We start from the raw sequence: 15396 nt of genomic DNA, 5'->3' as shown, positions 1-15396 counted from the left end.
GTCCGCTGAACGAAGTCGATGTTGCACGGCGTCGATACCGTGCAGGTCATGGCCACCGGGACGCTCATCTTCCTGATCATCGGCGGGGTCGGTGTCGGCGTGCTGACTCTCGCCCTGCTCGGCTCGGGAGTGCTCCACCTCGGCCAGCCGGACGTCGACGGGCCGGTGTCGCTGGAGGCGGCCGCCGGGTTCACCGGGGCGTTCGGTTTCGGCGGCGCCATCGTCAACGAGCTGCTCGGGGGTCGTACCCCGGGCATGATCGCGGCGGCGGTGGCCGGCGGCGCGCTCGCCGCCGTGCCCACCGGCTGGCTGGCGGCGCGGCTCAGCCGCGCGGCCCGCACCATGCGTACCGACGCCACACCCACCCGCGACCATCTGGCCGGTGCGATCGGCCTGGTGGTGACGCCGATCCCCAGCGGCGGCTACGGCGAGGTGCGGGTCCGCCTCGCCGGTCAGCCGGTGAAGCTCAACGCCCGCGCCGACGGGCCGATCCCGGTCGGCACCCGGATCTTCGTGGTCGAAGCGCTGAGCGAGACCAGCGTGTACGTCGAGACCTACTGACACACCACCACACAGACGGGAACGCCCATGCCCCTGCTCGTCGCCATCGGCGGCGCGGTCCTCCTCGCCGTCGTCCTCGTCCTCTTCGTGTTGTCCCGGATCAAGGTGGCCGGGCCGAACCAGGCGTTCATCGTCACCGGCCGCAAGGGCCGCACCACCCAGACCGCCGACGGCGGCCGGGCCACCGACATGTCCGGGCAGAAGGTCGTGCTCGGTGCCTCGGTGTTCGTCCTTCCGGTGGTGCAGAAGCTCCAGTCGCTCGACCTGTCCAGCCGCCGGATCGACGTCAGCATCCGCGGCGCGGTGAGCAAGCAGGGCATCCGCACCGAGCTGCACGGCGTCGCGATCGTCAAGGTCGGCGGCACCGAGGACGCGATCCGCGCCGCCGCCCAGCGCTTCCTGAACCAGCAGGAGGAGATCGACAACTTCACCCGGGAGGTACTCGCGGGCGCGCTGCGCTCGATCGTCGGCCGGCTCACCGTCGAGGAGATCATCCGGGATCGGGCGGCGTTCGCCAGCGCGGTCGCGGAGGAGGCCGAGCACTCGATGACCAACCAGGGCCTGGTGCTTGACACGTTCCAGCTCCAGGACATCCTCGCCGAGGGCTCCTACCTGCAGGATCTGGGCCGGCCGGAGGCGGCCCGGGTGCTCAAGGACGCGGCGATCGCGGAGGCGCGGGCCCGGCAGCAGGCCGAGCAGGAGCGGCTGCTCGCCGAGGAGGCGATCGCCGAGGCGAACCGGAACCTGGCGCTCAAGCAGGCAGGCATCCAGGCCGAGATCGACGCGGCGAAGGCCAAGTCGGCAGCGGCCGGTCCGCTCGCGCAGGCCGAGCGGGACCAGGCGATCCTCTCCGAGCAGCAGAAGGTGGCCGAGCGCAACGCCGAGCTGAAGCAGCGCCAGCTCGACACCGAGGTCCGTAAGCCGGCCGACGCGGCCCGGTACAAGGTCGAGCAGGAGGCCGAGGCGGCCCGCAACGCGGCGGTGCTCACCGCCGACGCGCAGCGGCAGGCCACCATCGCCGCCGCGCAGGCCTCCGCCGAACAGGCCCGCCTCACCGGCGAGGGCGAGCGGGCCCGCCGGGCCGCGCTGGCCGAGGCGAACGCGATCGAGGGCGCCAAGGAGGGTGAGGCCGAGCAGCGCCGCCGTTCCGCGATCGCCGAGGCGGTCGAGCGGGAGGGCCAGGCCGAGGCGGCGGCCATCCTCGCCAGGGGCCAGGCCGAGGCCGACGCGATGGCCCGCAAGGCCGAGGCGTTCGCCGCGTACGGCGAGGCGGCCGTGCTGGACCTGCTGGTCAAGGTGCTGCCCGAGGTGGTCGGCGCGGCGAGCGCCCCGATCGGCGCGATCGACAAGATGACAGTGATCTCCACCGACGGCGCGTCGTCGCTCACCAAGTCCGTCGCCGGCAACGTCGCCCAGGGTCTCCAGCTCGGCAGCGACCTGACCGGTATCGACCTGGCCGGACTGCTGGCGCGGCTGGGCAGCAGCGCGCAGGACAACGGCAAGACCACGGTGGACGGCAGCGCCGTCACCCGATGACGACGCCGCCCGCCGGTTCCCCTCGGGGAGCCGGCGGGCGTCGCGCTGCGGTACGGGTCAGAGCACGGCGACGACGAACTTCTCGCCGGCACCCAGGCCGAGGGTCGGGCTGTTCCAGTCGATGGTCCGGCCGGCGACGAGCTGGCTGGTGCCGGCGCTGCCGGCGCCTGTCTCAGCCGGTGATGCCTTCCTCGCGCGCCCAGCGCAGCAGCTCCGCCTCGGCCTCGTCGCGGTCCAGCGGCCCGCGCTCCAGACGCAGCTCCTTGAGGTGCTGCCAGGCGCGACCGACCACCGGTCCCGGCGGTACGCCGAGCAGCTCCATGATCGCGTTGCCGTCCAGGTCGGGCCGGACCCGGGCCAGGTCCTCCTCGGCGGCGATCCGGGCGATCCGCTCCTCCAACGCGTCGTAGTCGGCCGCGAGCTGGGCCGCCTTGCGCCGGTTGCGGGTGGTGCAGTCGGAGCGGGTCAGCTTGTGCAGCCGGGACAGCAGGTCACCCGCGTCGGTGACGTACCGGCGCACCGCCGAGTCGGTCCACTCGCCCCGGCCGTACCCGTAGAAGCGCAGGTGCAGCCCGACCAGCTTGACCACCTGGGAGGTGATCTCCTTGGAGTAGCGCATGGCCTTCATCCGGTTCTTGGTCAGCCGGGCACCGACCACCTCGTGGTGGTGGAAGCTGACCCGGCCGTCCGCGCCGACCGCCTTGGTGGCGGGCTTGCCGACGTCGTGCATCAGCGCGGCCATCCGCAGCACGAAGTCGCAGCCGTCGGACTCCATCGACATGGCGTTGGCGACCACCGTGAGCGTGTGCTCGTAGACGTCCTTGTGCTGGGCGTGCTCGTCGATGGTGAGCTTCAGGCCGGTCAGCTCGGGCAGGAAGCGCTCGGCCAGCCCGGTGTCGACGAGCAGGCGCAGCCCGGTGATCGGGTCGGCGCCGCAGAGGAGCTTGGTGAACTCGTCCCGGATCCGCTCGGCGGTGATCCGGTCCAGGTCGCCCGCCATGCCGGTCATCGCCGCGCGGACGTCCGGGTGGACGGCGAAGCGGAGCTGGGCGGCGAACCGGGCCGCGCGCAGCATCCGCAGCGGGTCGTCGCGGAACGACTCCTGCGGCGTCCCGGGCGTACGAATGATCTTGGCGGCCAGGTCGGCCAGCCCGCCGTACGGGTCGGTGAACCGGTGGTCGGGAAGACTGACCGCCATCGCGTTGACTGTGAAGTCGCGGCGCTTGAGGTCTTCGGTCAGGCTGGTGCCGTACTGCACCACCGGGTTGCGGCTGACCTGGTCGTAGACCTCCGCGCGGAACGTGGTGATCTCCAGGTTGAGGCCGTCGCGCTGGCAGGCGATGGTGCCGAACTCGCGTCCGGTCTCCCAGATCGACTCCGCCCAGCCGCGGATGACCTTGAGGGTCTCGTCCGGGTGGGCGTCGGTGCAGAAGTCGAGGTCGTTGCCCAGCCGCCCGAGCAGCGCGTCGCGGACGGATCCGCCCACCAGGTGCAGTTCGTGACCGGCCTGCGCGAAGCGCCGGCCCAGCTCGTCGGCGACCGGTGAGACTCGGAGGAGTTCGGCGACGGCGGTGCGCTGCGCGGCGGTCAGTTCACGGCGGTCGGCGGCGTGGGAGGCGGAGGCTTCGAACATGGGATCGCCAGCCTATCGGGCCGGAGATGGATCGACCGCGCCGGGCGCGGGTAACGGGTCCGGGTTGACTAAGGTTCCGGTTGGGCGGGGCCGGCCGGGCCCGGTCGCCACGTACCCTGGAGGCTGGCAGATGAGCGGCGGGCTCTACCGCAGCGCGAACGCGCACGGCGACGGCCTGCCGCCGGACGACGGCGCCACATTCATCTCCGCCGAGCCGCTGAACCAGCCCGGCGTCGAGGCCGTCGCGCCCCCGCAGGAGGTGGTCGCCGAGACCAGCGCCGCGGCGAACAGCGCGGTGATGGCCATCGGCAGCCTGGTCAGCCGGGGTACGGGCTTCATCCGCAACCTGATGATCGGCGCCGCGCTCGGTGGCGCGCTGGTCGGTGACGCGTTCACCACCGCGATCTTCCTGCCGAACCAGGTCTACGAGTTCCTGCTCGGCGGTGTGCTCACCAGCGTGCTGATTCCGGTGCTGGTCCGGCGGCGCAAGTCGGATCCGGACCGGGGCGAGGCGTACTCCCAGCGGCTGCTGACGCTGGCCGTGCTGGCCCTCGCCGCCGTCGCGCTGATCGCGATGATCGGCGCGCCGGTGCTGACCGCCATCTACGCCGGCGGCAAGGACCAGGACTACCGGGGCCTGGTGACCGGCCTGTCGTACCTGATGTTGCCGATGCTGTTCTTCACCGGTGTGAGCGCGCTGATCGCCGCGGTGCTGAACACGCGCGGACACTTCGCCGCGCCCATGTGGGCGCCGATCCTGAACAACGTCGTGGTGATCGGCGTCTGCGGGCTCTACATCGCGGTCTTCGGCGCCAAGATCGTCGAGCCCGGACAGATGGGCTGGGACCGCATCCTGCTCATCGGCGGCGGCACGCTGCTCGGCGTCGCGGTCCAGACCGCCGGCCTGCTGCCGGCGCTGCGCAAGGTCGGCTTCCGGTGGAAGTTGCGATTCGACTTCGGTGCGCTCGGCCTGGGCGAGCTGGCCCGGCTCGGCGGCTGGATGTTCTGCTACGTCGGCGTCAACCAGCTCGGCCTCTTCGTGGTGGTCAACCTGCTCACCCGCGCCGCCGACGGCGACAACGCCGGCCTGCTGATCTACAACAACGTGTTCCTGCTGCTGATGATGGCGCACGGCATCATCGCCGTCTCGATCATCACGGCGCTGATGCCCCGGATGAGCGCCGCCGCCGCCGAGCACCGGTTCAGCGACGTCACCGCCGACCTGTCCCGGGGCACCCGGATGGTCAGCGCCGTGCTCGCGCCCATCGCGGTCTGCTACGCGGTGCTGGCCGCCCCCATCTCGGTCGTGGTGTTCCGGTACGGCGCGTTCACCGGCGACAACGCGGTGGCCACCTCCACCGTGCTGCTGGTCGCGGCGCTGGGCCTGGTGCCGTTCGCGGTGAGCCAGCTCTTCACGTTCGCGTTCTACGCGCTGCCGGACACCCGGACCCCGGCTCTGGTCAACATTCCGGTGGTGGCGCTGCGCGTCCTGCTCCAGGTGGGCCTGTTCCTGATCTTCTCGAACACGTTCGCGGCGGCCGGGATGATGCTCGGCAACGCGGTGTCGTACCTGGCGGCGGCGATCATCTCGGCGATGCTGCTGCGGCCCCGGGTGGGCCGGATCGGGCTGGGCGGGATCATGCGGACGCTCGGCCGGGTGGTCGTTGCGGCGCTCGGTGCCGCGCTCGTCGGCGTGCTCGTGGTGGCGGTGCTCCCCGGCGATCCGGCGAGCCTGAGCTGGCTCGCCGCGGCGGTGCAGCTGGTGATCGGCGGCGCGGCGATCGGCGCGACCTACCTCGGGCTCGCCATGGTGCTGCGGATCGGCGAGATCACCGAGGTGGTCGGGATGGTCCGGCGGCGCCTCGGCCGTTGACCCCCTCGGTGACCGACTGTGAACGAGGATCACCAGGCTGGGGATACGGCTGTGGATAACTTGGAATTCCGCCGTCCACCGGGCCTCCCGGCCTGTGGACAACCAACCGTACGGACGAGGGAGCGCAGGCCGGGACGGGGAAACCTCTCCGTCGCCACACCGGTACGCCCCTGTGCCGCCACGTTGCCGCCAACCTCTAGATTGACGGTGTGTGTCCGGCTTGCCCGTCGGGTGGGCGGGCGAGCCGGCCGGAGCGGCTGTGCCCGGCCTTCCGGCCGGTCACAGCGGGAAGATGACATGTCGGAGAACCGGGCATCCCGGGTAAGGTCGCTCTCGACGGGTACGACCGGGATCGACGCGGGTGTCGACACCGCGGCCGTTCCACCGAAGGTAGAGCGGGAAGCCACATGCCCAGCAGCACGGGTCCATCGATCGACGCGATCACCGAGGGAGGACGGGTGACCCAGGTCGGCGAGGGTCAGGAAGCGGAGGAGACCTCTCCTACGGTCGTGACCTTCGGTGCTCCCACGGTCGGTGAGCTGCTCGCCGAGCGGTACGAGCTGGTCGAGCACATCAACAACGACAGCGCGGGCCGGCTGGTCTGGCGCGGTGTCGACGTGGTGCTCCGCCGTCCCGTCGCCGTGGTCCTCCGCTACCCGGGTGGCGACTCCGCCACCGAGATGCTTCAGGCCGCGGTCGCCGCGAGCCGCGTCATCCACCCCAACCTGGTCGGCGTCTACGACGCGATCGACGAGGACGACCGGGCCTACGTGGTCCGCGAATGGGTCGACGGGCAGTCGCTGCGCGAACTGGTCGCCGCCGACGGCCCGCTGGACCCGGCCCGGGCCACCGCGATCGGCAACGCCGTCGCCAGCGCCCTCGCCGCCGTGCACGCCACCGGCATGGTGCACGGCAATCTCCACCCCGGCACCGTCATGATCAGCGACGACGGCCGGGTGGTGCTCGCCGACGCGCGTACCGACGGCGCGGACAGCCAGGAGAACGACCTGCGCGCGGTCGGCGGGGTGCTCTACTTCGCCCTGACCGGGCACTGGCCGCACGGTGAGGCCCCGCTGCACGGCGCCACCGCCGGGCACGGCCGTGCCGCCCTGCCGGACGCCGTCCGGGACGCCGGCGGCGCCATCGCCGCGCCCCGGCAGATGCGCGCCGGGGTGCCGGCCTACCTCGACGATCTCACCATGGACCTGCTCGACCCGGAGATCCCCCCGCCTTCGTCGGATGTGCTGGCCGCCGAGTTGAGCCGGCTCGACATCCCGGCCGACGAGCAGTTCCTGGAGCAGGCCGGTCCGCTGCGTTTCACCGCCGACCCCGGCGAGGAGCCCTCCCCGCTGGCCGCGGCCGGTGGTCGCAAGGTCGCCATCGGCATCGCCGGTCTGCTGGCGGTCGCCCTGGTCGGGCTGCTCATCGGCATCAACGCACTCGGTGGTGGCGACGACGGCGACAAGGAGCCGGTCGCCCAGCCGACGAACAGCGCGCCGGCCACCGACGGCGGTGCCGAACCCGCCGCGCAGGTCCGCAAGCTCACCATCGAGGACGTACGGATCATCGACCCGGAGGGCGACCGCGCCGAGGTGCGCAACGCCGAGAAGGTCATCGACGGCGACGAGGACGACGGCTGGGAGACAAACAGCTACCGCACCAACGCCAAGTTCGGCGGCCTCAAGAAGGGCATGGGCGTCTGGATCGACCTGGGCGCCCCGCACACGGTCAAGCAGCTGGAGGCCACACTCTCGGCCACCGGCGCCACCGTCGAGCTTCGCACCGGCACCCGCGGCGACTTCCCGTCCACCTCCTCCGGCGACAAGCAGCTCCTGAACGCCTACTCGACGGTGGTCGGACCGCCGAACGAGGACGGCGGCACCAAGATGATCTTCAACGCGTTCGAACCCGATCAGAAGTACCAGTACCTGCTGTTCTGGATCACCAAGCTGCCGGCGAAGGACAGCGGCAACAGCTGGAAGCTCGGCGTCCAGGAGATCACGGTCCAGGGCTCGTGACCCGGCCGCCGTCCCCGCCGAGCCACCTCCACCGGATGTGGTGATGGTCGAACGCGACGGCGCGCAGCCCGGCCGCTCCGACCTGGAGCTGCTCCGGGCACACGCGGCAGGCGACCGGGACGCCTTCGCCGAGCTGTTCCAACGGCACCGGGACCGCCTCTGGGCGGTCGCGCTGCGCACGATCGGCGACCGCGAGGAGGCCGCCGATGCCCTCCAGGACGCCATGCTGTCGGCGCACCGCGCGGCGGCCCGGTTCCGGGGCGACTCGGCGGTCACCACCTGGCTGCACCGCATCGTGGTGAACGCCTGCCTGGACCGGATCCGGCGGCGGCAGACCCACGCCACCGTCCCGCTGCCCGACGGCGTGCACACCGACGGCGAACCGGGCCGGCACACCGGCGGCGCGGAACCGGCAGCGCCCGCCCACGACCACGACACCGCCCTCGTGGTCCGGCAGGCGCTCGCCGCGCTGCCCGCGGAGCAGCGGGCCGCGCTGGTCCTGGTCGACGTCCAGGGCTACCCGGTGGCCGAGGTCGCCGGCATGCTCGACGTCGCCGAGGGCACCGTGAAGAGCCGGTGCGCCCGGGGCCGCGCCCGCCTCGCCGTACTGCTCGGACACCTGCGGACCGGCACCGACGCACCGGCCGGTGACGTGCCGCGGCTCACCCCCGGGAACCGCAGGCGTCCCGAGGGCGTCGGATCCTCGTCGGGAGCGTCCCGGCAGGCCGTCAGCCAGGAGGAGCCGTGACTTCCCGGGAGTTCAGCAAGGTCGACCACGACCTGCTCGCCGACTACCTCGGCGGGGCGCTGGACGGCACTCCCGAGCAGGCGACCGTGGCCCGGCTGGTCGAGCAGGACCCCGCGTGGCGTGCCGCGTACGAGAATCTCGCCGACGCGGTCGACCTGGTCGGAGCCGACCTCGCCGGCTGGGCCGCAGCCCCCGCGCCGGAGATGCCGCAGGCGGTGGCCGACCGGATCACCGCCGCGCTCGCCGGGGCCGGCCCCGCGCTGCGCGACGGTACGCCGGTCGTGCCGGCGCAGTCCGGCGGCGTGAGTCGGCCACCCGGCACGCCCCCCCGCCTCGACCGGCTCAGCGGCCCCGGCCGTCGGCCCCGGCGCTGGGCCCGCATCGCCGGGCCGGTGGCCCTGGCCGCGGCCTCGGTCGCCGCGGTGGGGCTCGGTGTCGGCCGGATGGCCGATCCGGGTGACGGCAGCGTCGGTACGGCCGACCGGACGGGCGGGGAGGCGGCACCCATGGCCGCCGCGCCGTACCGGACCACCGGACCGGCCGTGCGCAGCGGCACCGACTGGACACCGGAACGCCTCGCCGCCGACCGGGTGCCCGTCGGAGCGAAGTCGATCCCGGGAGACATGGCCGGGCCGTCCGGCGCGGCGAAGGACGGCGCGGAGACGCGCCCGTACAAGAGTGAGCGCCTCGGCGCCCTCAGCAACCTGGATCGGCTGAACCGGCCGGAAACCCTCGCCGCGTGCCTCACCGCGATCGGGGTCGAGCACGGCGCCGGGCCGCTCACCGTGACCATGGTCGACTACGCCCGGTTCCAGGGCGCACCGGCGCTCGTGGTGACGTTCGCGGACGCGGGCGGCGCCCGCTGGGGATGGGTGAGCGGGCCGGAGTGCGGGGTACCCGGGTCCGGCGCGGACACGCGGTTCCGGACGCGGGTAGGGTGAAAACGCGGACCCGACGCTCGTCCCGTCACGTGACCTGACCCACCGGATGACCGGCTCGGGAATCCCCGCTTCGTACGATGACGTTCTGCAAGTCAGGCGCCGGCGCCCCTGAGCCGCCGGCACTCGGGATCGACATCGGTGCGGCCGGTGACGAACACACACATCTGGAGACGGCAGTGGACGAGGTCCGCAACCTGATCATCATCGGCTCCGGTCCGGCCGGCTACACGGCGGCGGTCTACGCCGCCCGCGCCAACCTGAAGCCCCTGGTGATCGAGGGCGTGCAGTCGGGTGGCGCGCTGATGACCACCACCGAGGTGGAGAACTTCCCCGGCTTCGCCGACGGCATCCTCGGCCCCGAGCTGATGGACAACATGCGCAAGCAGGCCGAGCGCTTCGGCGCCGAGTTCCTCACCGACGACGTGACGCGGGTCGAGCTGAAGGACACCGGCGAGATCGGCTCCGACGCCGTGAGCACCGTGTGGGTGGGCGAGACCGCCTACCGCGCCCGCGCCGTCATCCTCTCCACCGGCTCGGCCTGGCGTCCGCTGGGTGTGCCGGGCGAGCAGGAATACCTCGGCCACGGCGTGTCGTCCTGCGCCACCTGTGACGGCTTCTTCTTCCGCAACCAGCACATCGTGGTGGTCGGCGGCGGCGACTCGGCGATGGAGGAGGCCAGCTTCCTCACCCGTTTCGCCGAGTCGGTGACCATCCTCCACCGCCGCGACTCGTTCCGCGCCAGCAAGATCATGGCCGACCGGGCACTGAGCAACGAGAAGATCAAGGTCGAGTGGAACACCGTGGTCGAGGAGATCCTCGGCGACGACGGCAAGGTCAACGGCGTACGGGTGCGCAACGTGCACACCGGCGAGAGCAAGGTGCTCGACGTCACGGGCGTGTTCGTGGCGATCGGTCACGACCCGCGCAGCGAGCTGTTCCGCGGTCAGGTGGAGATGGACGACGAGGGGTACGTGCGGGTTCAGGCCCCCAGCACCCGGACCAGCGTGCCCGGTGTGTTCGCGGCGGGTGACGTCGTCGACCACACCTACCGGCAGGCCATCACGGCGGCCGGCACCGGCTGCGCCGCCGCGCTGGACGCCGAGCGCTTCATCGCCACCATTCAGGGCTGAGAGTTCCACGAGCAAGGTTCGGAGGAGGAGAGTTCATAGTGGGAGCAACCAAGGCGGTCACGGACGCCAGCTTCGTCAGCGACGTGCTGCAGTCCGACAAGCCGGTGCTGGTCGACTTCTGGGCGGAGTGGTGCGGCCCCTGCCGCAAAGTCTCGCCGCTGCTGGAGGAGATCGCGGGCGAGATGAAGGACCAGGTCACCATCGTCAAGCTCAACATCGACGAGAACCCGGAGACGGCCCGCGCCTACCGGGTGATGTCGGTGCCGACGCTGACCATCTTCAAGAACGGCCAGCCGGTGCAGTCGATCGCCGGCGCCAAGCCGAAGGGCGAGCTGGTCAAGCTCATCGAGTCGGCGCTCTGAGCCGTACCGAAACTGCCGCAACCCCGTCACCACGCCCGGTGGCGGGGTTGCGGCTTTCCTGACCTGCATGAACGGGAACCCGGTGGGTATCGGCCACGGTACGCTCCGTAAGCGTCCGTCGGAGTTCCGGTCCGCCAACGTCCGTGCAGAGGGGGTCGTCGTGCGTCCGATCCGACCCGGTGACCAGGGACCGGCAGTGGCCGAGATCCGTACCGTCCTCGCCGCCCTGGAGCTTCTTCCCGCCGAGGCCGGAGGCGACGACTACGACGCCCAGACCGAACGCGCGGTACGGGCCTTCCAGCAGTCCCGCGGCCTCAGCGTCGACGGGCGGGTCGGCGCCGAGACCTGGCGGGCGCTCGACGCGGCCCGCTGGCGGTTCGGCGCCCGCGCGCTCTACCACGCCGTACCCGAGCCGCTGACCGGCGAGGACGTCCGCTCGCTCCAGGAACGCCTGCTGGAGATGGGGTACGACGTGGGCCGCGCGGACGCCATCTACGGCATCCGCACCTCCCGCGCGGTGGCGCAGTTCCAGCGGGAGATGGGCCTGAAACCGGACGGCTCGTGCGGGCCGCACACCGTCAACGCGCTGCGCCGCCTCGGCCGCAAGGTGGTCGGCGGGCGCCCGCAGTGGCTGCGCGAGTCCGACGCCATCCGGCAGGCCGGGCCGACGCTCGTCGGGCGGACCGTGGTGATCGACCCGGGGCACGGGGGCACCGACCCGGGTGTGGTGGTGCCCGACGGCCCGCTGCGCTGGAGCGAGGCGGACCTCGTGCACGACCTCGCCAGCCGGCTGGAGGGGCGGCTCGCCGCGGCGGGCGTACGCGTGCAGCTCACCCGGGGCCCGTCGCCCGGCGACTGTCTGCCGGACGCGGACCGGGCCCAGCTCGCCAACTCCCTCGGCGCCGACGTGTTCATCTCGCTGCACACCGACGGGCACGCCAACCCGGAGGCCGAGGGGGTGGCCACCTACCACTACGGCACCGACAACGGCGTCACGTCGGCGACCGGCGAACGCCTGGCCGGTCTCGTGCAACGGGAGATCGTGGCCCGCACCGGGCTGCGCGACTGCCGTACCCACGCCAAGGCATGGGAACTGCTCCGGCTCACCCGGATGCCCGCGGTACGCGTCGAGGTCGGATACCTCACCTCACCGGACGACCGGGCGCGGCTCGTCGATCCGCGCTTCCGGGACCGGGTGGTCGAGGCCATCGTGGCCGGCGTGCAGCGGATGTACCTGCCGATCGAGCGGGACGTGCCGACCGGCTCGATCGACGTGAGCGAACTACGGGCGATCGTCGCCGCCGGCACCGTCGTCGACTGAGTCGCAGCTCAGCTCGTCGAGCGGGTGGCGGGCGCCGGGCGGACCGGCCGCAGCAGCGTCTCCGGGCTCATCGAGCCGAGCAGCTTCTCCAGCGCGTACTCGACGTCCGACTTCCAGCTCAGCGCCGTCCGCAACTCCAGCCGCAGCCGGGGGTAGCGCGGGTGCGGTCGGACCGTCTTGAAGCCCACCGACAGGAAGAAGTCGGCGGGCGCCACGCACGCACGCGCCGGATCGTCCGCGTCGTCGCCGAACTTGGCGTCGCCGAACGCCTCGATCGCCTTGATGCCGCGCTTGGTCAGGTCGCGGGCCACGCCCTGCACCAGCATCCGGCCCAGGCCGCCGTCGGCGAAGGCGGCCACCACGTGCGCCGTCATCAGCAGCGCCGCGTCCGCCGAGACCGGCGAGGTGGGAAACGCCATCGAGCGCGGGACGTACGCCGGCGGGGCGTACATGACGAAGCCGGCCGGCATGCCGTCGACGTAGACGAGCTTGCCGCAGGAGCCCCACTCCAGCAGCGTCTGGGAGACCCACGCCTCCTTCTCCAGGCCCGGGTCGCCTGCCGCGCAGGCCCGTTCGGCGGAGACCGGATCCAGCTCCCAGTAGACGCAGCTGCGGCAGGATCGAGGCAGGTCCTCCAGCGTGTCCAGGGTCAGGCTGACCAGACGTCGCGACATGAGCGCACCCCACCACTAGGCTCGGAGCGCCGGTGAGTCCCGCGCCCTCCTGCTCCCGACGAGCGATCGTACGCCCCTGCCCGGCAGTACGGGAGGGAACGCGCCAACCCCCGCCCGGACGGCCGACGGCGGGTCCGGGATGTGGACGTGTCCACACGGCCGGTGCCACGACCGTCACCGGGGACTACGATCGACCAACCGGCCCCGCCGCCAATGGATGCCGGCATCGCGGGTACCACACCGGGCGGCAGCCCCGCCGACACCCGATCGAGGTGATGTCCATGACCGGCACGACGCTCGACGACTACACCGACCGGTACGCCCGGCGCGTCCGCGGGATGACCGCCTCGGAGATCCGGGCGCTCTTCGCGGTGGCCAGCCGGCCGGAGGTCGTCTCGCTCGCCGGTGGGGCACCCTACATCGCGGCGCTGCCGCTGGACGCGGTCGGCGAGATGCTCGGCCGGCTCGGCTCCGAGCACGGCGCCACCACCCTCCAGTACGGCATCGGCCAGGGCACCCCGGAGCTGCGCGAGCGGATCTGCGAGGTGATGTCCCTGTCCGGGATCGACGCCTCCTGCGGCGCTTCCCCGGAGGACGTGGTGGTCACGGTCGGCGGCCAGCAGGCCCTCGACCTGGTGGCCCGACTCTTCCTGGACCCGGGTGACGTGGTGCTCGCCGAGGGCCCGACGTACGTCGGCGCGCTCGGGGTGTTCCAGGCCGCCCAGGCCCAGGTCGCCCATGTGCCGATGGACGACGAAGGGCTCATTCCGGAGGCGCTGGAGATGGCCATCGCGGACCTCGCCCGCGCCGGCCGGCGGGTGAAGTTCCTCTACACCATCCCCACCTACCAGAACCCCGCCGGTGTGACGCTGAGCGAGGAGCGGCGTGAGCGGGTGCTCGACATCTGCGAGCGCGCCGGGCTGCTCGTGGTGGAGGACGACCCGTACGGTCAGCTCGGTTTCTCCGGCGAGGCGCCCCGGCCGCTGCGGGCCCGGCGGCGCGACGGCGTCTTCTACCTGAGCACGTTCTCCAAGACCTTCGCGCCGGGCCTTCGGGTCGGCTGGATCCTGGCCCCGCACGCGGTCCGCGACAAGCTGGTCATCGCCAGCGAGGCGCAGATCCTCTGCCCGAGCGCCTACGCGCAGTCGGCCGTCTCGACGTACCTCGGCACCATGCCCTGGCGGCAGCAGCTCAAGGTCTACCGCGAGGTCTACCGCGAGCGCCGGGACGCGCTGCTCGACGCGATGACCGACCTGATGCCCGAGGGCACCACCTGGACCAAGCCGCAAGGCGGCCTGTTCGTCTGGGCGACGCTGCCCGACGGGCTCGACTCCAAGGCGATGATGCCGCGGGCCGTGGCCGCCCGCGTCGCGTACGTGCCGGGGACCGGCTTCTACGCCGACGGCACGGGCGCCGGCAACATGCGGCTCAACTTCTCCTTCCCGACGCCGGAGCGGATCCGCGAGGGCGTCCGCCGGCTCGCCGGGGTGATGGAGCAGGAGATCGCCATGCGCAAGGTCTTCGGCGCGGTCGGCGGCGCCGGTCCCCGCCGTCGCCAGGGCGGCTCGGACGCGCCCGGTCCCGACTTGGCATGATGCCCGCATGTCCGACAGCCCCGCCACACCGACTCCCGTGACCGGATCCGCCGCCGACGAGTTGCACGTACTGGTGCTCGCGGGCGGCCTCTCCTACGAGCGGGACGTCTCGCTGCGATCGGGTCGCCGGGTCCTCGACGCGCTGCGCGCCGTCGGCGTCGAGGCGGAACTGCGCGACGCCGACGTGGCGTTGCTGCCCGCCCTGACCGCCGACCCGCCGGACGCCGTGGTGATCGCCCTGCACGGCGCCACCGGCGAGGACGGGTCGCTGCGCGGCGTCCTGGACCTCTGCGACGTGCCCTACGTCGGCTGCGACGCCCGGTCGTCCCGCCTCGCGTGGGACAAGCCGTCGGCCAAGGCGGTGCTGCGCGAGTCGGGCATCCCGACGCCCGACTGGGTGGCGCTGCCGCACGACCGGTTCTCCGAGTTGGGCGCCGTGGCCGTCCTGGACCGGATCGTCGACCGCCTCGGGCTGCCGCTGATGGTCAAGCCCGCGCAGGGCGGTTCCGGACTGGGCGCCGCCGTGGTCCGGGAGGCGGCGTCGCTGCCGGCCGCGATGGTGGGTTGTTTCGCGTACGACCAGACCGCGCTCGTGGAACGCTACGTCCCCGGGATGGACGTGGCGGTCTCCGTGCTCGACCTCGGCAGGGGGCCGCAGGCCATGCCCCCGGTCGAGATCGTGCCGCGCAACGGCGTCTACGACTACGCGGCCCGCTACACCGCCGGGCGCACCACCTGGCACGCGCCCGCCCGGCTCGACGCCGCGACGACCGCCCGGGTGACCGAGGTGGCGCTCGCCGCGCACACCGCGCTCGGACTGCGCGACGTGTCCCGGGTCGACCTGATCGTCGGCGCCGACGGCGACCCGCACGTGCTGGAGGTCAACGTCTCCCCGGGCATGACCGAGACGTCGCTCCTGCCGCTGGCGATCCAGGCGGCCGGGCTGGACTTCGGCCGGGTTCTCGGCACGCTCGTGACCCGGGCCGCCGCCCGCCGTCGCTGAC

The 15396-nt window shown here is 72.5% G+C and carries 13 protein-coding genes; 11 read left to right on the top strand and 2 right to left on the bottom strand.

The genetic code is table 11. From position 1 onward, the window contains the following. Positions 1 to 18: 18 nt before the first annotated feature. Positions 19 to 561 (top strand): NfeD family protein, encoded by a 543-nt coding sequence (locus tag GA0070215_RS03855; protein ID WP_018788509.1) that lies wholly within the window; start codon positions 19 to 21, stop codon positions 559 to 561. Positions 562 to 588: 27 nt separating this feature from the next. After that, positions 589 to 2097, top strand: coding sequence for a flotillin family protein (locus GA0070215_RS03850; protein WP_018788510.1), 1509 nt, complete (start codon positions 589 to 591; stop codon positions 2095 to 2097). A gap of 172 nt (positions 2098 to 2269) precedes the next feature. Here GA0070215_RS03850 and GA0070215_RS03845 read toward each other — a convergent pair whose 3' ends face one another. Continuing rightward, positions 2270 to 3730, bottom strand: a complete 1461-nt coding sequence (locus GA0070215_RS03845) for a CCA tRNA nucleotidyltransferase (RefSeq protein WP_091041812.1) — start codon at positions 3728 to 3730, stop codon at positions 2270 to 2272. Between the two features lie 130 nt (positions 3731 to 3860). On the opposite strand from GA0070215_RS03845, the gene murJ reads away from it, so the two are divergent. The 7 genes from murJ (at position 3861) to GA0070215_RS03810 (ending at position 12123) form a co-directional block, all read left to right on the top strand. Beyond that, positions 3861 to 5603, top strand: a complete 1743-nt coding sequence (gene murJ, locus GA0070215_RS03840) for a murein biosynthesis integral membrane protein MurJ (protein WP_091041808.1) — start codon at positions 3861 to 3863, stop codon at positions 5601 to 5603. 407 nt (positions 5604 to 6010) lie between these two features. Then, entirely contained in the window at positions 6011 to 7621 is a 1611-nt protein-coding gene (locus GA0070215_RS03835; RefSeq protein ID WP_167361474.1) for a protein kinase family protein, read from the top strand. Positions 7622 to 7664: 43 nt separating this feature from the next. Then, complete coding sequence (gene sigM / locus GA0070215_RS03830; RefSeq protein WP_091042139.1) at positions 7665 to 8369, top strand: RNA polymerase sigma factor SigM; 705 nt, start codon at positions 7665 to 7667, stop codon at positions 8367 to 8369. Then, positions 8366 to 9310 carry a hypothetical protein gene (locus GA0070215_RS03825; protein ID WP_091041805.1) on the top strand — a complete coding sequence of 315 codons (945 nt, stop codon included), beginning with the start codon at positions 8366 to 8368 and terminating at the stop codon, positions 9308 to 9310. Before sigM ends, GA0070215_RS03825 begins: the two co-directional genes overlap by 4 nt. A 176-nt stretch (positions 9311 to 9486) precedes the next feature. After that, positions 9487 to 10440, top strand: coding sequence for a thioredoxin-disulfide reductase (gene trxB / locus GA0070215_RS03820; protein WP_091042137.1), 954 nt, complete (start codon positions 9487 to 9489; stop codon positions 10438 to 10440). A 38-nt stretch (positions 10441 to 10478) separates the two neighbouring features. Beyond that, positions 10479 to 10802 (top strand): thioredoxin, encoded by a 324-nt coding sequence (gene trxA / locus GA0070215_RS03815; protein ID WP_013289375.1) that lies wholly within the window; start codon positions 10479 to 10481, stop codon positions 10800 to 10802. A 160-nt stretch (positions 10803 to 10962) separates the two neighbouring features. After that, positions 10963 to 12123 carry an N-acetylmuramoyl-L-alanine amidase gene (locus tag GA0070215_RS03810; protein WP_026268627.1) on the top strand — a complete coding sequence of 387 codons (1161 nt, stop codon included), beginning with the start codon at positions 10963 to 10965 and terminating at the stop codon, positions 12121 to 12123. Between the two features lie 8 nt (positions 12124 to 12131). On the opposite strand, the gene GA0070215_RS03805 is transcribed toward GA0070215_RS03810, so the two are convergent. Further along, positions 12132 to 12797 (bottom strand): hypothetical protein, encoded by a 666-nt coding sequence (locus GA0070215_RS03805; RefSeq protein WP_018788519.1) that lies wholly within the window; start codon positions 12795 to 12797, stop codon positions 12132 to 12134. A 281-nt stretch (positions 12798 to 13078) separates the two neighbouring features. Here GA0070215_RS03805 and GA0070215_RS03800 point away from each other — a divergent pair, with 281 nt between their 5' ends. Both GA0070215_RS03800 and GA0070215_RS03795 read left to right on the top strand, forming a co-directional pair. Beyond that, positions 13079 to 14392: an aminotransferase-like domain-containing protein gene (locus GA0070215_RS03800; RefSeq protein WP_026268628.1), complete on the top strand. Its 1314-nt coding sequence runs from the start codon at positions 13079 to 13081 to the stop codon at positions 14390 to 14392. A 7-nt stretch (positions 14393 to 14399) separates the two neighbouring features. Beyond that, a complete protein-coding gene (locus GA0070215_RS03795; RefSeq protein ID WP_091041801.1) occupies positions 14400 to 15395 on the top strand; it encodes a D-alanine--D-alanine ligase family protein in 996 nt (331 codons plus the stop codon). Position 15396: the final 1 nt, after the last annotated feature.

Origin of the sequence: Micromonospora marina, assembly GCF_900091565.1 — a bacterium.
GTDB lineage: Bacteria > Actinomycetota > Actinomycetes > Mycobacteriales > Micromonosporaceae > Micromonospora > Micromonospora marina.
Note: the sequence above shows the minus strand (reverse complement) of the source record. Positions and strands in the feature narration are given on the sequence as shown.